The following is a 16,412-nucleotide window of genomic DNA, read 5'->3' on the forward strand; positions in this document are numbered from 1 at the left end:
GGAAACGGATTTGAAAACAAAGAAATATGTGTAGAATTAGGCTACATAAAAATTTCGATCAGGATGATCGGGTCAGTCGTCTCCTCTGTGATCCAGTGATTCCCCAAGGTGAGTGCAGACTGTTTCCATGATTAGTGTCGATCAATTGGCCGCCGTGCTGGACGCGCTGCCGGACCCGGCCTTTGTGATTTCCCGCAGCGGCAAATACGTGGCAGTTTTCGGGGGGCGGGATGCCCGTTATTACCATGATGGCAGCGGACTTGTTGGTTCGTTTATTTCCGACCTGGTAAAAGCTGAGAAGGCCAGCCTGTTTATGCAGCTGATTGAACGGGCGCTCGACTCCGGCAAACTGCTGATCGAGGAATACGAGCTGAGCAATAAGGATGTCCAGGGGCTGCCGGATGAGGGGCCTGACAAGCCGATCTGGTTTGAGGGGCGGATTCAGTCGCTTGATTTTCGGGTGGACGGTGAGCCAGTTGTTCTCTGGGTTGCGAGCAACATCTCCGAGCGGCACGAACTGGAAATCAAGCTGCGTGAATTGAGCGACACCGACCAGCTCACCGGGCTGTTTAACCGTAGGAAGCTGGAGCGTGATCTGAACCTGCACTACGAAACATTCGAGCGACACGCGATACCCACCTCTGTTCTGATGTTCGATCTGGACAACCTGAAGAAGATCAATGACAGCCTTGGGCACCATGCCGGCGATGAGATGATCCGGGCGGTGGCGGACATCTGTCGCGCGGAGATCAGAAAAACCGATACCGCGTGCCGGTTCGGCGGAGATGAGTTCGTGATTGCCCTGCCGAACACGGATATGAGGCGGGCGGTGCAGTTTGCCGACCGGTTGCATGAGTGCTTCAGTGAACAGCTGGGTCAGTTTTCCACGGAGGGCGGCGCAGCAACCGTCAGTATTGGTGTGGCGAGCATGGTGCCCGGGGACCGATCGTACGAGGATGCCCTCAAACGTGCGGACGGGGCTCTGTATACGGCCAAACGCGCCGGGAAGAACCGGGTCATTTCGGCCCGGGCTTGAACGAAAGGCTTTTTGCCCGGGAATAGCCATAACCCGTGGCTCGGGGCTTCACCTCTCCCTCAAGACCGCATGTGGGATACGCTTCCGGCCGGTCAGGTTGCGTACTCGGGTGTGGAGAATTTCGAACCTGGGCTCCTGTGAATATTGGTCAATTTACCTCCGCTTTGCGCCAGCCCGCATGGTTAAGGGGTTTACACCGTGTATCCTGCCGTTGCCAACAAAGTTATCCACAGATCTTGTGGGTAATCTTGCGGGAATGGATCGGCCCCATTTGAGTGATGGGGCGGGCATTCCGTGTATCGAATTTCGTGGTACCATCGGACCCGATCCGACTGGAGCGGGGATGCTCCGGAAGGAATTGCCCACGCAAGGATGAAAGCAAACGCAAAGGATGCGATATGAGCAGAGCTATTGTACTTCTCGGGGACCTGGGCTCCGACCATGAAGGTTTCCCGCCAACGCCCGTCGTCGCCGGCTCTCCGGATGTTCTGATCGACGGAAAACCTGTCGGCCGGGTGGGGGACCCCCTGGCGCCGCATTCGAAAGCCAAGCACCCTCCGCATCCTCGGGCGATCGTCTCCGGCTCTGCGACAGTGATGATCAACGGCAAACCGGCCGCCATTACGGGCGGCGCGATCTCTTGCGGCGGCGTCGTGATTGGCGGCGGAAGCGTGATTGTTGGCGCGTAGCCATGCGTGCATGAATCCTGGTCAACGGAGATGTGATGACGCAACAGTCCACCGAAGCGCGGCAACGCGACACACTCCGCCGCCTCGAAAAGTTCAGTCGCCTCACTGACAACAGCATTGGAATTCCCTTCACCCGGTTCAGGATCGGGCTGGATGCCATCATCGGGTTGGTGCCAGGCGTTGGTGATCTGGCGGGCGTGGTGTTATCGGCCTACGTGTTGATCGAGGCTCAACGGGTCGGCGCCAGTCGCGCGGTGAAACTGCGAATGCTGCGTAACATCGGCATCGATTTTCTGGGTGGTTTGCTACCTGTGGCGGGAGATGCCTTTGACGCCATCTACAAGGCAAACACCCGCAATACGCTCTTGCTGAAACGCTACCTAGAAGAGCAGTTGGCGGTTGAACCGCCCCCGCAGCCTTTCCCCTGGAGGATGCTGGTCGGCTTGTCCCTGCTCTTTGCCGTGATCATCGGTGGCCTGGTCCTGATCTTGTGAGAGCCCATCAGCCCGGTTTACGGTAGACTCCGCGATTAATACCCCAACCCGCAGTGGAGCTCTCATGAGTGATAACCCGCTAACGCAAGTCCTCGATATGGATGGTGAGGAACGCTACGACTACTTTCTCGACGAGGTGGTTGAGGAGCGAGAGATCTGGATTCTGGTCAATGCCGACAACCACTTTCTGAAGATTGTTTCGGAAGAAGAGTGCGTATCTTATCTGCCGGTCTGGCCAAGCCCGGAATTTGCCAAAGACTATGCCAAAGGAGCGGGTGATCTGTCTCCGAAAGCGATTTCCCTGCCGGACTTTTTCAAGAAGTGGGTGCCGGGATTAAGCCGGGACGGGCTTGAAATCGGTGTGTTCCCCGGTGGACAGGCTGAGCTCTGGATCACGACGCCCGGGGAATTGAAGGGCGACTTGCAAGAAGCGTTATCGGGCCCGTCCTTCTAGCCAGAGCAGCGCCGGCCCGGTGCCTCAGGCGCGCCGGCGCCCTGAGGCCACCAGCGAGCCGAGCACCACAAGCAGAGCGGCCAGGGGTAGCCTCCAGTCCGGTGCGGCAATCCCCGCCAGCACCAGGAATAATGCCGCCAGTACCGGAACGGCGTAGGCCAGGCTGCCCACCAGGGCCGTTGGGCCTTTCCGGAGAGCCAGATCCCATGCCACCATGGCCAGACCATAAGGGCCCAGTCCCAGGGCAATGCCGGCAGCCAGGGCCGTGCCTGATGGCAGTACCGTTGCCGATCCGGACACCGTCTCCGCAGCCGCCGCACCGGCCCCCGCCAAAAGAAACAGGCCGGGCATCGCCGGAGCGATCGCCACAGGCGTGGCCTGACAGATCCAGGAGTACAGCGCCCAGCACACGCCAGCGAGTAAGGCCAGACCATAGCCGGCCATGTTGCCGGAAAAACCGTTATTCAACGCTTCCGGTGCCAACAGCAAAGCCGCGCCCGAGAATGCGATGAGTGCACCGGCAATGACCGGCAGGGCGATCCGCCGGTGGAAAAGCCACTGGCTGATCAGGATGAACATCACCGGCCAGGTGTAGGTGATCAGCGATGCTTCTGCCGTCGGGGCCATCCCCAGCCCGATCAGGTAGGCGCCCACGGCCCCAAGGACCAATAACGGCACCAGGCCAAAAATGACCAGTTTCCATTTCCAGGAAATTCTCACTGACTGGCGCCGGTGGCGGCCCCGAAGGCTCATGGGCAGCACTGCTACGGCACCGCTGATCAATGCAATGGTGGTAAGTTGAAACGGCGGTATGGAGTGCGCGGTAGCCACCAGCAAAGGAGCGCTGGCCCAGAGCATGACTGCGAAGAGAGCAGCGAAGATGCTCAGAGTGTTGGGCATCGTGATTGGCATTCTCAGGCTCGTCACTGGCAGTCCTCCTTATCCGGGTACATTGCGATCTGACAGTGCGAGCATATAGACTCTTAAAACATCACAAAAACAATCATTTTTGATTAATAGCATCACAGGAAATGATATTTTGCGTCAGCGCATTCTGGACCTGAACGTACTGCAGACGCTGGTGGCCATTGCCGATACCGGAACGGTGACTGCAGCCGCAGACCGACTGGCCTACACCCAGTCGACCGTTAGCATGCAGCTTCACCGGCTTGAGGCTTTGCTGGATGTTTCGCTTCATGAGCGGGAGGGGCGCCGTATCCGGTTCACGGGGGAAGGTGAACAGCTGATCGGCTACGCCCGTAAGATGCTGGCTCTCAATAACGAAGCGCTGGACGCCCTTCGCCAGCGGCAGGTGACGGGCCAGTTGAGTCTCGGGATCCCGGAGGATTATGCGTTTCTTCTGACGTCGGTCTTGTCCCACTTCAACCAGCTGTTCCCGGCGGTGCAGTTGCAGGTTATCTGCGGTTCCAGTGTAGAGCTTTTGCAACAGGTGCAGGCGGGTGATCTGGACCTGGCGGTGGTGACGCGCCAGTCCCGCTCGCCCGGAGGTGAGGTCATACGCCGTGAACCGCTGGTCTGGGCAGTGGGGGCGGAGAGGCAGCCCTCCCTGTCCGATCCTGTCCCTCTGGCGCTGTATTCTCCGGGGGCGGATGTGTTCCGGGAGGTGGCCGAGCAGGCCTTGGCCGCCGCCGGCCGGCAATGGCGGCTGGCCTACTCAAGCCAATCCATGACCGGATTGATGCCGGTGGTGGTGGCCGGGCTGGCGGTGGTTCCCGTGACCAGGGACATGCTCACCCCGCAATTACGGGTGCTGGACGAGCGCAGTGGTCTGCCTGCTCTGCAATCCATCGAGATGGCTCTGCACCGACCCTCCGGAAGGCCCACGGAACCGGCACGCCAGATGGCCGAGCTGATCCGTGAGCACCTATCCGCGGAGGGCTAGAGGTCTCTTCGTGTTAGGCTAACCAGTATCTTCGGGAATCCGGCAAAGGGAGCCCCCCATGACCATGATAAACATCGACATTGTTTCCGACATCGCCTGTCCCTGGTGTGCCATCGGCTACGCTCGTCTGGAAAGAGCTATGGAAAAGTTGGCGCCAAAATTTGATTTCACCGTTCAATGGCATGCGTTTGAGCTGAACCCGGATCACAGCGGCGCGGGCGAACCCATCCTGCCGGCATTGGCCCGCAAGTATGGGCGCAGCGAGGATGAAATGCGGGCCACCCAGAATCAGATGATGACGATTGCGAAGGATCTGGGCCTCAATTTCGAGAAAATGCAGGAGCGATTCACCTGCAATACCTTCGATGCCCACAGACTGGTGAAATGGGCCGGCGAGCAGGGCCGGCAGACCGCCATGAAACAGGCACTGTTCGACGCGTATTTCGGCCGGGCCGCCAACGTTTCGGAACGGGATGTTCTGCTTGGTTGTGCCGAAATTGCGGGTCTGGACCCGGCGAAGGCCGCCGAGGTGCTTGATTCTGACCAGTACGCAGAGGTGGTGCGGAAAGACGAAGCGACCTACCAGCAGGCGGGCGTCTCGGCGGTGCCGGCATTCATCATCAATAACAGGTACCTCATTTCCGGTGCCCAGGAGCCGGGTGCCCTGATCCGGGCGTTCGAGGAAATTGCGGCAGAATCCGGGTGAAGCCGCTTTAATCGGGCGGGGCTGGGCATTTTGGTTGATACCGGCCACAATCACGCCACGGAATTCACTTGTATGGATCACTAGCCGAGCCCAACATGCCACCACAGATGCCCAATGCCCAGCCTCCCGCCGCTCGGGAAGACAAACGCGCGCTCTGGTCCTGGGCGCTCTATGACTGGGCCAACAGTGCCTTCTTCACCATCATTCTTACCTTTGTCTTTGCCCAGTACTTCAGTGTTTCGGTGGTGCAGGATGAGGTCGCCGGCACCAACGCCTGGGGCAACATCGTGGGCATTTCCGGGGTGTTTATCGCAATACTGGCGCCAATGCTGGGGGCCATCGCGGACCAGTCAGGGCGCCGCAAACCCTGGTTAATCGGCTTTACCCTGTTGTGTGTGCTGTCCTGCGCCATGCTCTGGACCGTTACACCGGAAAAGGACCAGTTCTGGAACGCTGCACTATGGGTGGGCCTGGGCACCCTGGGGGCCGAGTTCGCGTTCATTTTCTATAACGCAATGCTGCCGGATATGGCCAGCCAGGAGCGCACCGGCCGTTGGTCGGGCTGGGCCTGGGGGCTGGGGTATGTGGGCGGTGTGACCAGCCTGGTGGTTGCGCTGTACGGCTTTATCGAGACCGACGCCAATCTGTTCAATCTGGACCGGGATCAGGCCGAACATGTCCGCGCGACCTTCGTGCTTGTGGCGGTCTGGTATCTGGTCTTCGCACTGCCAGCGTTCATCTTTACCCCTGATCGCCCGCCTACCGGCCTGGGACTGGGAGCAGCCGCCCGCGCCGGATTCGCGCAGCTCAAGGAGTCCATCGCTCATGTCCGCCAGTACAAGGACATTGTGCGATTCCTGATCGCCCGCATGCTGTATACAGACGGTCTGGCGACCATCTTCACCTTCGGGGGCGTCTACGCCGCCGGTACCTTCGACATGGCGCCCACGGAAGTCCTGCAATTTGCCATTGCGCTGAATGTGACGGCGGGGCTTGGGGCGCTGGGATTTGCCTGGGTTGATGACGCCCTTGGAGGGCGCAACACCATTCTGCTGGCCTTGCTGGGGCTGGGTAGCAGTGCTCTGGCCATATTGCTGGTAGACAGTGCGACCGCTTTCTGGGCCTGGGGCATGATTCTGGGTATTTTTGTGGGGCCACTGCAATCGGCCAGCCGGTCACATCTGGCCCGGGTGGCTCCGCCTCACCTGCAGACCCAGATGTTCGGCCTGTTTGCCTTTTCCGGCAAGGCCACGGCTTTCGCCGGCCCCTTGCTGGTGGGCGCGGTGACCGCGCTGACCGACAGCCAGCGCTGGGGCATGAGCGCAATCCTGGTATTCCTGTTGGTGGGCTTCGTGCTGATGCTTAAGGTTCCGGCGACCGAGGCCCGGAAAGCTGGCTGATCGACCACGTATGGCATGGTCTTCAGCGGACAGTCGCGAATTCCTGGTTTTGGGTCTCAGGTGGTGTGTCCGCGTTCGTGGGTACGAAATCAGGGAACGTCTTCGAACAGCCGACCCAAACCGGCTTGTGGTGCCAGCTTGCCGCAAAGACGCAGGGCCTCCCAGAAACTGACCTGGTTGGCGGTCAGCACCGGCATTCCGCTGGCCTGCTCGAGATCGGTCAGCCAGGCGGCTGAGTGGAGGGCGGTGTCGGGAATCAGTAACGCGTCCGCGTCCTCCCGGGTATTGGCCACGGCGAAATCGATTACCTCCTCTTTGCCCAGGGTGCCGACTTCGGCAGCGGTCACGATGCCGCGGCTTGAGAGATGGACCACGTCGATATCGAAGTGATTGAGGAACTGGCGGAATCGTTGCGCGACGTCCTCCGGATAGGTGGCCGCAATGGCCACTTTTTGCGCGTCGATTGCGGTGATCGCCCGGGCAAACGCCATGGCGGTTGTGGATGCGGGGACGCAGAGGATTTTTTCAAGGGTATCGATCTGCTGGCGGATTCCATCCAGGCCAAGGACGAAGCTGGCACTGGTCGACGTCCACATGACGGATTCAACCCCGGAGTCGGCAAGGGCCTCCGCGCCTTTGGCCAGGCGCGCGACACTGCCCATTTCACTGAGCGCCTCGACGGTATGGGCGTCCTCGACAAATTCTGTGTGGACCAGATGGACCCGGGCAGGCGGGTCAATCATTTCCCCCATCAAGGGATAGTCGTCCTCGGCGGCATGGCCAGGATAGAGAAAACCGAGTCTCGCTGGAGGTGGTGTCTGGCCCTTTGCTGCCATGGTGTAAATGTCCGCGCAGAGGTGGGTTTCACTGTCAGTTTGCGGGACTCTCCGGTCAGGGGTCAATTCTGTCTTTTCGGGCCTTTGGGCTGGCACATTGGAACAAAACCCGGCCTCGCCACGTTGTTCCCGGTTGGTTTCTGACCAATACAACAAGGAGAACAACAGATGCCTTCCCTGAAGCGCCCCGCGGCGCCCCGCGCCCGTCTGATTGCAGTCTTGCTTGCTCTGGCTGTTGCCGGATGCATCGAAACAACGTCCGAGAGCTCTGCCCCCGCTGCCCAACAGAGCCGGGTCTCCCCGGAGCAGGCCTGTGCCAATCAGGGTGGGGACGAGGCTCCCCTGTGCGAGGTGCCCCCCGTGTCCTGCACTGGCGAAACGCCCATTGAAGGTGGCCGCAGTTATCCGGTGATGCTGACGTCGGCCAGCGTTGAAACCATCGCTTTTCAGGTACTCGAGCCGATTGGCGGCATTGATTGTCGAAAAGGCCACCCGTTGGTCCTGCATGGCCATGGGTTCGGTGGATCCCGTAATACGGACGGCTTTGAAAACTACCGCGAGGCCGGCTTTGTGGTGATCTCGATCGATCAGCGTGGCTTCGGTGAGAGTTCCGGCACGGTCCGGGTGATGGACCCCGAGTTCGAGGGACGGGATCTGGTCCAGATACTCGATTGGGCTGAGGAAAACCTGGAGTACCTGCGTTACCGCCAGGAGCCTTCCCTCCCGCAGGAGCTGAATCCCAACCTTGTGGCCGGTGCGATTGGCGGCAGCTACGGTGGTGGTTTCCAACTCCTGTTACACGGTCAGGATCCACGCCAGCGGCTTGATGCTCTGGTACCGGACATTACCTGGCACGACCTGCGTTACAGCCTGAACCCCGGCAACGTGATCAAGACAGGGTGGGATCTCGTGCTGGTCACGGGTGGCGAAGCGGGATCAACCGGGAATGGTAATGGCGGCCTCGATCCGATTATTCGCGAGATCCTGGGGCAGGGTGCCACGCTGAACCGCTTTCCGGAAGCCGGTCTCGATTTCTTCTACTACCACAGCCCCGCGTATCGTTGCACGGGCGAACCGGTATCGGTATCCGAGACGCCGGACCTGCTGAATTACCAGATCAACCCTCCGGCGTTCGACATTGAGCCAACGCCTTACCCCAAAGTGGATGTCTTGCTGACCCAGGGCATGAAAGACACGTTGTTCAATTTCAATGAAGCATGGCGAAACTTTGAGTGCCTGAGGGAACAGGGGGGCGATGTTCGTTTGCTGACCCATCAGACGGGCCATATCCTGCCCGTGGAGGCTCCGGACGAGTTGCAGCCGGCTGAATATGCGGATCCGACCGCAGGACTGCTGGAAGTTCCGGGTTTCCAGGGTGCGGCGGGTGCATTTGCCTGCGGCGACATCCCGATTTCAGACGCCACATTGAACTGGCTGGAGCATCATCTCCAGGGTAAGCCACTGGCTGGTTACTTTGACGGCACCGATTCGAACGTCTGTCTCTCCCTGGCTGACGGTCAGTCCACGATGGTGCCCATGGACGAGTTCCCCGCACCGGACTCCAGGGGCGGGGTGCTCCAGGGTCCCAAGGTGGTCGAGCGGCCGGTGGTGACCGAACTGCCCGTCGCGTCCGGTTACGAAGCCGTGGCAACTGCAACCCAGCCGCCCACGGCACTGATTCTGGGAAAAGCAGGCGTAAACGGGACAACATTGGGGGGCATTCCGACCGCGAGGCTCACGGTGTCAGACCTGGCAGGCCGTTCAACCTGTGAGGTGGAACTCGATCCTTACGCAGCCGGCTGCGATCCGATTGTATTCGTGGGCCTTGGCAAACGCGGTGGAGGAGAGAGCCGGTGGCAACTCATCGACGATCAGATCAAGCCGGTGCGTGGGCTCAAGGATCAGGAGGTTATTGAGTTGGTCGGGATTGCTGAGACTCTGGCGCCTGGCGATGAACTCGCCCTTCTGGTCTACGGTTTCCACCCGCAGTACCCTGCGAGCTGGTCCAGGGATGCGTTAGTGCCGTTCGTTAATGTCGAGGGATCAGTGCAGCTTCCGGTATTGGCGGGTGTGCTGGAACCCCCCATGTGATTTCGGGCTGGAGCGGGGATGGGCCAGGAGCACCATCCCCGCCGGTCAGAAAGAGTGGCCAAACAGGCCGAGAATGCCCATCGCAATCAGGTAACCGGCCACGATGTAATTCAACAGTTTCGGGAACACCAGTATGCCAACGCCTGCGGCGAGGCTGATGAGAGGTGCGAGCTCAAGATGCACGGTCATGGTTAACCTCCTTTGCTGGCTATTTTTTCAGAAAGGTGAGGAACGCTCCCGCTGCGGTCGCAGCCGCACCGCCGATCAGGTACCACATGGTCTCGTCAGTAAACCGGCCGGTTAAAGTCTCGGTGAGCTGGTTTCCTACGGATTGCGTGGACTGGTAACCGAAATATAACAGCGCAATGCCCACAACGAGCAGGACGACGCCGAACAGTTTGGAGCTTCCCATAGAATGTTCCCTGGAGAATGGATTCAGGTTTTAACGATTTCCTGGCAAGCGTGACAGCTGAGCGAATGGTCGGCAAGGAGAGAGTGCGGTTCTTGCGCACTGGGCCCCGTGAAGGGAAATCTGCTTCGTTTGTCTGCGAAAAGTCGTATGCCTTTTATCTCTAATTGAATTAACCTTGTAATTAATAAAACTGCAATTGCAGGGCTATAATAAAAAAGTTGCCTCTCTTTCATGATGTTGGATTGACTGGCCGAGCTGATATAAGGATGTATTGGCCCGCTCTATTCATATACAGGGAGTTTGGCTGAGAGAGTGACCTTGTTCAGTCAATACCACACTGTTTTTTTCCCGCTCATCACCGGGTTGCTTTACTATCTTGGCGCCTATGTCGGCGTTCATTTTGCGGCACTTGATAGTGGGATCGTGGTCCTCTGGCCCCCGAATGCCGTTCTGCTGGCTGCGCTCCTGAGCCGGCCGCCACGCCTCTGGTGGCCCCTGTTTTTGGCGGTGATGGCCGCGGAAGTGTTGGCGGATGTCCCGGTATTTACCGTCACCCAGGCAGTGCTATTCGGCGTCATTAACATTGCCGAGTGTATGATTGCTGCCGGGCTGATACGTTATTGGCTCGCCAGAGATATCGACTGGAATGAGCCCAAAGATCTCGGCGTTTTCCTTGTCACGGCGTTCTTTGTTGCGGCTCCGCTCGCGGCCATTGGCGGTGCATCTGTCTATTCCTTTCTGTTAACCAGCGACACGCCTTTCCTCACGTTCTGGCGTCTCTGGTGGATTGGCGATGCGACCGGGCTGGTTGTTCTGACCCCACTCCTTCACATGCTGTTCAGTGCCGGGTTACAGCCCCGGGCTTCACACCTCCGGCTGCCAGCTCAGATCGAGCTGGGCGCGGCATGGCTATTCGGTCTGGCTGCGTGCTTCCTGGTCTTCTCCTGGAACCTGCATTCGGATGCCTATCTGGTCCTGACGCCTTTGGTGGTCCTCGCGGCACCGCTATGGGTAGCCATCCGGTTCGGACCTTTTGCAGCCTCGTTTCTGGTCACTGCGGTCGCACTCTACGTTGCTTTCGCGACTGCTGCCGGCGCTGGTCCTTTTATCCGTGAACACCAGGACCAGAGTGCATTGCTCGCCCAGGAATTCGTTGTGCTGTTTGTTGTTCTGGTTTTGTACGTTGCGGCATTTGTGCATCAGAACCGCAGGAAATCACGCAAGCTTCACGAGGCTTTCTCCGAACTCTATAAACTTAATCAGGCGCTCGAAGAGAGGGTGCGGCAGCGAACCCGGGAGTTGTTCGACGCAAACCAGCGTCTGCAATCACTGGCGCTGACCGATGAGCTGACCGGAATTCCCAACCGGCGGCACATGAAAAACCTTGGCGAGGATGAAGTAAAACGCAGTGAGCGTAGCCAGCGACCTTTTGCAGTCATCCTGCTGGATATTGACCATTTCAAGCAGGTAAACGACCGGTATGGGCACGCTGTTGGGGACCAAAGCCTGCAAGCTTTCGCCCAGGCCATCGGATCGTCTATCAGATCGGTCGATTGTTTTGGTCGTTGGGGTGGCGAGGAGTTCATGATTATCGTGCCGGACTCTGACCAGGTGGATCTGACGCGACTGAGTGAAAAGCTTCTCGACTGTATCCGGGCCGTTGCAGTGTCGTTCGAAGACCAGCGAATCACCCTGACGGCGTCTGTAGGCATTTCGGAATGGCACGGCACCAGTTTTGACAGGCTCGTGTCAGAGGCGGATAACGCACTTTACCGGGCGAAGGCGAAGGGTCGGAACAGGGCGGAGTTGAGCCTTGCACGCCTCCATGCTGCTGACAGAGAAGCGTGAAGAATCTCTGCGCCTGGTCCGATTCGGCGGTAAGGTCCTAACTTCCGATGCTGCCGGGAAGCAATCGTTGGCAGACCGCATTCAGGGGGCGTTCCAGAAGCCCTGGAATCCGCATGCCCAGAGGGTTGGACTCTGCCAGCTCCGGATTGGCGATAACCCGCGTACCCATGATGTAATCGAACCATGGCCGCGTGACACACCAGTTGGCGTCCTGATTGGTATTCATGTGATGGTCGTAGTGCCAGGGAATGGTTTGTCTGCCCCATTCCGGGTCCAGATGAGAACGGCGGTGAACGTAGAAATAGTGGCCAGCTGCATAGTAGGTGCCCAGGGTAAAAAACGGTGCCACGGGCAGGGCCAGCGACGTGACCGCGGTAAGCGCGAGCAGTGATTTTACCTCATTCCGTGTACGCCAGTTGGCCAGTCCTTCTTCGTAGCCCTGATCCCGGTATGCCGATTGGCGAACAATCTTGTGGTGTTGCCAGTGGCTCTTCATGGAGGTGGGGAACGGGCTGTAGCGTGGCTTGCCGGGGCGCGGTGTTCCGTGGAGGATGTACTTGTGAGCGTACCACTCCACCCCATTGGCGAAGATCAGGGCGATGGGAAAACCAATCATGTGCCGGTCTCCTGTGTGACTGGTATTTTCCATCCTGCCACATCGGTGTCCAAAGCCTTTGCCGTTTGACGTCAGCTTTTCGGGCCAGGTGGCGGAAATAGACAGTCAGACTTTCACCTTGCCACGAAGCGCCTTGATCTTGCCCTTCCGGGTTTTCCGGTCCACCCGGCGCCGCTGCGAGCCCTTGGTCGGACGGGTTGGCCGGCGGGCCTTCTGCGGTCTTGCTGCGCTCTGGATCAGCTCCTTCAGACGCTCGAGCGCGTCCTCCTTGTTCTGCTCGAGGGTGCGGAACGATTGCGCCTTGATAACCACAATGCCTTCCATGCTGATCCGCTGGTCGGACAGGGCCATGAGCCGTTCCTTGTAGTACGGCGGCAGGGTGGAGTGGGGGATATCAAAACGCAGGTGCACCGCCGTGGCGACCTTGTTGACGTTCTGGCCGCCTGCACCCTGGGCGCGGATCTGGGAGATCTGGATTTCCCAATCGGCCAGTTCGACGTTGTTGGAAATTTTCAGCATGGCTGCCTCATGAAGATCAATAGGGCCATTCTCCATATTCGGGCACGGGACTCCAGCCGAATCCTGACTCCGTGCCCTGCCTATGAGGCAACCATCTTGCGTTCCATATGGGTGTATACTGAATGAGCAGCCAGTTGCTCAAGGGGTCATCGTCATGCGCGAGATCGATGCCCGGGAATATTGGCAGGAGCAGGGCCCGGCCTATTTTCATGAACTCTCCACTTTCGGTGCTTTGCCGGACGATGTGATCATGCGCCTGTTACTTGATGGAAGGGTGATCCACCTGGATGCCGGGGAGATGATCTACGATGCCGGGGAGCGTAGCGACACCTTCTACATCGTCTTGAGCGGTCGGATGAACACCTTTATGCCAAGACCGGACGGCGGGTGGGCAATTGCCCGTTGTCATGAGCCGGGTGAAGACATGGGCTTTGTGCCGATGATCGCGCTGCGAGAACGTCCGGCCCGTACAACGGCCGAAGTGGACTCGGTGGTTGTCGAAATCACCTGTGAACAATTCCACCAACTGCATGATGACCAGCCGGAGGCTTTCGGTGTGATCCTGCTTAACCTTACCCGCGGCATGGCCAGGGCCGTCATCGGTATGGCTTCGGTGCTGGCGGAGAAGGACAATCAGCTGCACCGGGCCTATATGGTGGACCTGGAGTCCCGGCAGAAGGTCAGTGCTGCGCCTGTTCCGAAGAGGTAGCTGCAGACTTCGGGATCTCGAGTGGCAGCGTCACGGTAACCTGTAATCCCTTGCCTTCCGGCCCCGAGTCGAGACGGATGTCCCCGCCCATTCCGCGAATCAGGGTGCGTGCGATGGCCAGCCCCAGACCCGCACCGCCGGTGTCGCGGCTGCGGGACTGTTCCAGGCGGTAGAAGGGTTGAAACACCTGGTCCCGTTCTGATTCCGGTATGCCCGGGCCCTGATCGATGACGGTGACCACGGCCTCCTGACCACTGGTTTCCAGCTTCACATCCGCCTTCTGTCCGTACTTCACGGCATTCTCGATCAGGTTGCGGATGGCACGTTTGACCGCTTCGGGCTGGCCCTGGAGTACGCATCGCGGGCTGTCCTCACACTCTACCGCGAGGCCCATCTCCCGGAGATCGTCACAGAGGCTGTCCAGCAGGGTAGCGAGGTCATAACGCCGGTGTTGCTCGGTGGTGCTTCCGCGAATGAAGTCGAGGGTGGCCTCGGCCAGGTGCTGCATCTCCCGCAGAGAATCCAGCAACCGGTCCCGGTCTTCGCCTTCCGGCAGCATTTCCACCCTCAGCCGCATGGAGGTAATGGGTGTTCGCAGGTCATGGGCAAGCGCGGCCAACAGTCGCTCCCGGTCTTCCTGGGCTCGGCTGACCTGATGCTGCATCCGGTTGAAAGCACGAGTCACTTCCCGGATATCCTCAGGCCCGCGCTCCGGAATAGTTATTTTCTCACCACGACCGAAGGCATGGGCCGCCTGGCTCAGCTCGTTCACCGGTCGCAGGATGCGCCGGATCGCCAGCAGGAGCGTAAGCGTCAGAAGCACAGCGGTGATGCCTACACTGGTGAGCGACGCCTTCAACCACAGGAGCGAGGGAGCTGGCGGCTGGGCCCGTATGTTGAACCACTGCCCGGACGACATTCCCAGCGAAACGCTCAGAATGGGAGGACAGTCCCGGCGTTTCCTACGATGGTCGTCATCCTCATGGTGCTCGTCGTCATCGTCGTGTTTCTCCCGTTTCTCGTGATCCGATTCGCGGTCGGGTAAACACTCCGTTTCTTCAGATCCCATGGCTGTCCGTGCCTGCCCGGCCATCAGGTCCAGCTCCCTGGCCAGTTGTCGCGTGAGGGAGGGGGTCTCGTCCCCCGACAGGTAGGGTGAAGGATCGATGGAAAGCTGCAAAGAGGGGCTGGCAAGGGCCCGTAATATCCGTTCCTGCCGTTCCGGATCGGTGGTATCGAGCAGGGTGTAGGCATCCGTTACCCGCTGGAGGACGTGCTCGAGACCTGCGCTGCGCAGGGCCCCCTGACGTTCTCCCGCCAGAATCGCAATGGTGATGACCTGGGCCGCAAGCAACACGAACACCAGCAACAGTGCCAACTGTCCGCCGGCACGGCGGGGCCATAGCCTCATTTTCCGGGTCCCTGCACGCTGGCAATCCACTGGTAGCCGCCACCCCAAATCGTCTTGATCAGTCTCGGATTGCGGGCATCCGGATCAATTTTCCGGCGTAGCCGGCTGACATGGTTGTCGATGCTTCGGTCGAAAGCATCTGCTTCCCGGCCCAGGGTCAGGTCCATCAGCTGATCCCGGGACAGCACGCGACCGGCGTGCTCCAGGAAAGCCAGCAGCAGTTTGTATTCGGCGGTGCTGAGCGATACCTCGACGCCGTCAGGGTCGACCAGTTGATGGCGGTCGACATCCAGAGTCCAGCCTTCGAAAGACAGGCGTTGCCCGGCCATGGGGCTACGTTGTGGCGGCAGCGCGGTGGTGCGACGCAGTACCGCCTTGATGCGGGCCAGAAGTTCCCGGGGGTTGAAGGGTTTGGTCAGGTAATCATCGGCGCCGATTTCCAGGCCGACGATGCGGTCGGTCTCCTCGCTCATGGCCGTCAGCAGGATGACCGGCAGTTCCGTGTGTTCGCGCAGATAGCGGCACAGGGTCAGACCGTCATCTCCCGGCATCATGATGTCGAGGACGACCAGATCCACAGAGTGATCTTTCAGCTGGCGCTTCATGGCGTCACCACCATCGGCCAGCAGCACTCGCAGCCCGTGTTCCTGCAGATAACGGCCAACCAGGTCGCGAATGTCTCGATGATCGTCGACCACCAGAATCGTGGGGGTAGTGCTCACGTGTTACTCCGTCTGATAAACGTCTGTCCCGATTATAGGGGACGCCCCAGGCCAGTTGTGGGCGAGGTTGTCAAAAATCGTCCCGATTCCGGCTCTTGAGACAATTTGCGACAAATCCGGCGCCTGGCCGGGACAATTCTGCGACGTTTCGCTGGTGGAATGATTTCCGACCGGCAATGACATTTCGTCATGGGGTTTACTCAACAAGGAGTTCGATTATGAAAAAGATCACTACGATAGCCGCTCTGTCTGCCGCAGCTTTGCTGGCCAGTGCGCCGATGTTGGTGTCCGCGGATGATTATTGGGACGACGACCGTTACGAGCACCGCCGCGAAGGCAAGCCCATGAACGCTGATCTCAAACAATACAGCACCGAGGAAATGCGCATCATGGCTTATGGTCAGGCGTTGCGTCGGTTTGGCCCCGGGGTGAACGTTTCCGTCGATGAAACGGAGGATGGTACCTATCGGGTGCAGTTGCGGGATGCCGAAAAGAACCTGATCCGCGAGCAGGAGTTCAACCAGTATGGGGCACCCGTCCGCGGTTCCCGTCGGTAGTTTCTGTTA

At 59.3% G+C, this 16,412-nt stretch carries 19 protein-coding genes; 11 read left to right on the forward strand and 8 right to left on the reverse strand.

Features of this window, described 5'->3' with window-relative positions; translation table 11 throughout:
* The first annotated feature begins 127 nt into the window (after positions 1-127).
* The 4 genes from MD273_RS03550 (at position 128) to MD273_RS03565 (ending at position 2,673) form a co-directional block, all read left to right on the forward strand.
* Positions 128-1,036, forward strand: coding sequence for a GGDEF domain-containing protein (locus MD273_RS03550; RefSeq protein ID WP_239036391.1), 909 nt, complete (start codon positions 128-130; stop codon positions 1,034-1,036).
* Positions 1,037-1,434: 398 nt separating this feature from the next.
* Complete coding sequence (locus tag MD273_RS03555) at positions 1,435-1,725, forward strand: type VI secretion system PAAR protein (protein WP_239036392.1); 291 nt, start codon at positions 1,435-1,437, stop codon at positions 1,723-1,725.
* Positions 1,726-1,760: 35 nt separating this feature from the next.
* The gene (locus MD273_RS03560) at positions 1,761-2,219 is read left to right on the forward strand and encodes a DUF4112 domain-containing protein (RefSeq protein ID WP_239036393.1); all 459 of its coding nucleotides are present in this window, start codon (positions 1,761-1,763) and stop codon (positions 2,217-2,219) included.
* 64 nt (positions 2,220-2,283) lie between these two features.
* A complete protein-coding gene (locus MD273_RS03565) occupies positions 2,284-2,673 on the forward strand; it encodes a DUF2750 domain-containing protein (protein WP_239036394.1) in 390 nt (129 codons plus the stop codon).
* A gap of 24 nt (positions 2,674-2,697) precedes the next feature.
* Here MD273_RS03565 and MD273_RS03570 read toward each other — a convergent pair whose 3' ends face one another.
* Positions 2,698-3,600, reverse strand: a complete 903-nt coding sequence (locus MD273_RS03570) for a DMT family transporter (protein WP_239036395.1) — start codon at positions 3,598-3,600, stop codon at positions 2,698-2,700.
* Between the two features lie 112 nt (positions 3,601-3,712).
* Here MD273_RS03570 and MD273_RS03575 point away from each other — a divergent pair, with 112 nt between their 5' ends.
* The 3 genes from MD273_RS03575 to MD273_RS03585 all read left to right on the forward strand — a co-directional run bounded on the left by MD273_RS03575 (position 3,713) and on the right by MD273_RS03585 (position 6,682).
* Positions 3,713-4,576 (forward strand): LysR substrate-binding domain-containing protein, encoded by an 864-nt coding sequence (locus tag MD273_RS03575; protein ID WP_239036396.1) that lies wholly within the window; start codon positions 3,713-3,715, stop codon positions 4,574-4,576.
* A gap of 58 nt (positions 4,577-4,634) precedes the next feature.
* A complete protein-coding gene (locus MD273_RS03580; protein ID WP_239036397.1) occupies positions 4,635-5,282 on the forward strand; it encodes a DsbA family oxidoreductase in 648 nt (215 codons plus the stop codon).
* Positions 5,283-5,377: 95 nt separating this feature from the next.
* Entirely contained in the window at positions 5,378-6,682 is a 1,305-nt protein-coding gene (locus MD273_RS03585) for an MFS transporter (protein WP_239036398.1), read from the forward strand.
* An 89-nt stretch (positions 6,683-6,771) separates the two neighbouring features.
* Here MD273_RS03585 and MD273_RS03590 read toward each other — a convergent pair whose 3' ends face one another.
* Positions 6,772-7,518 carry a maleate cis-trans isomerase family protein gene (locus MD273_RS03590; RefSeq protein ID WP_239036399.1) on the reverse strand — a complete coding sequence of 249 codons (747 nt, stop codon included), beginning with the start codon at positions 7,516-7,518 and terminating at the stop codon, positions 6,772-6,774.
* Between the two features lie 168 nt (positions 7,519-7,686).
* Between MD273_RS03590 and MD273_RS03595 the strand changes: the two genes are divergently transcribed.
* A complete protein-coding gene (locus MD273_RS03595; protein WP_239036400.1) occupies positions 7,687-9,609 on the forward strand; it encodes a CocE/NonD family hydrolase in 1,923 nt (640 codons plus the stop codon).
* 45 nt (positions 9,610-9,654) lie between these two features.
* On the opposite strand, the gene MD273_RS03600 is transcribed toward MD273_RS03595, so the two are convergent.
* The gene (locus tag MD273_RS03600; RefSeq protein ID WP_239036401.1) at positions 9,655-9,798 is read right to left on the reverse strand and encodes a DUF3096 domain-containing protein; all 144 of its coding nucleotides are present in this window, start codon (positions 9,796-9,798) and stop codon (positions 9,655-9,657) included.
* A 19-nt stretch (positions 9,799-9,817) separates the two neighbouring features.
* On the reverse strand, positions 9,818-10,021 hold the full coding sequence (locus MD273_RS03605; protein ID WP_239036402.1) for a DUF3185 family protein: 204 nt from the start codon (positions 10,019-10,021) through the stop codon (positions 9,818-9,820).
* A gap of 312 nt (positions 10,022-10,333) precedes the next feature.
* On the opposite strand from MD273_RS03605, the gene MD273_RS03610 reads away from it, so the two are divergent.
* Positions 10,334-11,869 carry a GGDEF domain-containing protein gene (locus MD273_RS03610; protein ID WP_239036403.1) on the forward strand — a complete coding sequence of 512 codons (1,536 nt, stop codon included), beginning with the start codon at positions 10,334-10,336 and terminating at the stop codon, positions 11,867-11,869.
* 37 nt (positions 11,870-11,906) lie between these two features.
* Here MD273_RS03610 and MD273_RS03615 read toward each other — a convergent pair whose 3' ends face one another.
* Positions 11,907-12,485 (reverse strand): sterol desaturase family protein, encoded by a 579-nt coding sequence (locus MD273_RS03615; protein WP_239036404.1) that lies wholly within the window; start codon positions 12,483-12,485, stop codon positions 11,907-11,909.
* A 105-nt stretch (positions 12,486-12,590) separates the two neighbouring features.
* Positions 12,591-13,004 (reverse strand): alternative ribosome rescue aminoacyl-tRNA hydrolase ArfB, encoded by a 414-nt coding sequence (gene arfB / locus MD273_RS03620; protein ID WP_239036405.1) that lies wholly within the window; start codon positions 13,002-13,004, stop codon positions 12,591-12,593.
* Positions 13,005-13,158: 154 nt separating this feature from the next.
* Here arfB and MD273_RS03625 point away from each other — a divergent pair, with 154 nt between their 5' ends.
* On the forward strand, positions 13,159-13,713 hold the full coding sequence (locus tag MD273_RS03625; protein WP_239036406.1) for a Crp/Fnr family transcriptional regulator: 555 nt from the start codon (positions 13,159-13,161) through the stop codon (positions 13,711-13,713).
* Here the strand turns inward: MD273_RS03625 and MD273_RS03630 are convergent.
* Both MD273_RS03630 and MD273_RS03635 read right to left on the reverse strand, forming a co-directional pair.
* A complete protein-coding gene (locus MD273_RS03630; RefSeq protein WP_239036407.1) occupies positions 13,685-15,124 on the reverse strand; it encodes a sensor histidine kinase in 1,440 nt (479 codons plus the stop codon). The genes MD273_RS03625 and MD273_RS03630 overlap by 29 nt on opposite strands.
* Entirely contained in the window at positions 15,121-15,846 is a 726-nt protein-coding gene (locus tag MD273_RS03635) for a response regulator (RefSeq protein ID WP_239036408.1), read from the reverse strand. Before MD273_RS03635 ends, MD273_RS03630 begins: the two co-directional genes overlap by 4 nt.
* A gap of 218 nt (positions 15,847-16,064) precedes the next feature.
* Here MD273_RS03635 and MD273_RS03640 point away from each other — a divergent pair, with 218 nt between their 5' ends.
* Positions 16,065-16,403, forward strand: a complete 339-nt coding sequence (locus MD273_RS03640; RefSeq protein ID WP_239036409.1) for a hypothetical protein — start codon at positions 16,065-16,067, stop codon at positions 16,401-16,403.
* Positions 16,404-16,412 lie beyond the last annotated feature (9 nt).

The sequence above is a fragment of the Marinobacter sp. C7 genome, from assembly GCF_022343555.1.
In the GTDB taxonomy this organism is placed as follows: Bacteria; Pseudomonadota; Gammaproteobacteria; order Pseudomonadales; family Oleiphilaceae; genus Marinobacter.

Coding starts and splice junctions, on each gene's coding strand:
- MD273_RS03605 (WP_239036402.1), bottom strand. CDS start 10,021: ATGGGAAGCTCCAAACTGTTCGGCGTCGTCCTGCTCGTTGTGGGCATT.
- MD273_RS03585 (WP_239036398.1), top strand. CDS start 5,378: ATGCCACCACAGATGCCCAATGCCCAGCCTCCCGCCGCTCGGGAAGAC.
- MD273_RS03600 (WP_239036401.1), bottom strand. CDS start 9,798: ATGACCGTGCATCTTGAGCTCGCACCTCTCATCAGCCTCGCCGCAGGC.
- MD273_RS03565 (WP_239036394.1), top strand. CDS start 2,284: ATGAGTGATAACCCGCTAACGCAAGTCCTCGATATGGATGGTGAGGAA.
- MD273_RS03550 (WP_239036391.1), top strand. CDS start 128: ATGATTAGTGTCGATCAATTGGCCGCCGTGCTGGACGCGCTGCCGGAC.
- MD273_RS03595 (WP_239036400.1), top strand. CDS start 7,687: ATGCCTTCCCTGAAGCGCCCCGCGGCGCCCCGCGCCCGTCTGATTGCA.
- MD273_RS03615 (WP_239036404.1), bottom strand. CDS start 12,485: ATGATTGGTTTTCCCATCGCCCTGATCTTCGCCAATGGGGTGGAGTGG.
- MD273_RS03630 (WP_239036407.1), bottom strand. CDS start 15,124: ATGAGGCTATGGCCCCGCCGTGCCGGCGGACAGTTGGCACTGTTGCTG.
- MD273_RS03625 (WP_239036406.1), top strand. CDS start 13,159: ATGCGCGAGATCGATGCCCGGGAATATTGGCAGGAGCAGGGCCCGGCC.
- MD273_RS03560 (WP_239036393.1), top strand. CDS start 1,761: ATGACGCAACAGTCCACCGAAGCGCGGCAACGCGACACACTCCGCCGC.
- MD273_RS03555 (WP_239036392.1), top strand. CDS start 1,435: ATGAGCAGAGCTATTGTACTTCTCGGGGACCTGGGCTCCGACCATGAA.
- MD273_RS03640 (WP_239036409.1), top strand. CDS start 16,065: ATGAAAAAGATCACTACGATAGCCGCTCTGTCTGCCGCAGCTTTGCTG.
- arfB (WP_239036405.1), bottom strand. CDS start 13,004: ATGCTGAAAATTTCCAACAACGTCGAACTGGCCGATTGGGAAATCCAG.
- MD273_RS03590 (WP_239036399.1), bottom strand. CDS start 7,518: ATGGCAGCAAAGGGCCAGACACCACCTCCAGCGAGACTCGGTTTTCTC.
- MD273_RS03580 (WP_239036397.1), top strand. CDS start 4,635: ATGACCATGATAAACATCGACATTGTTTCCGACATCGCCTGTCCCTGG.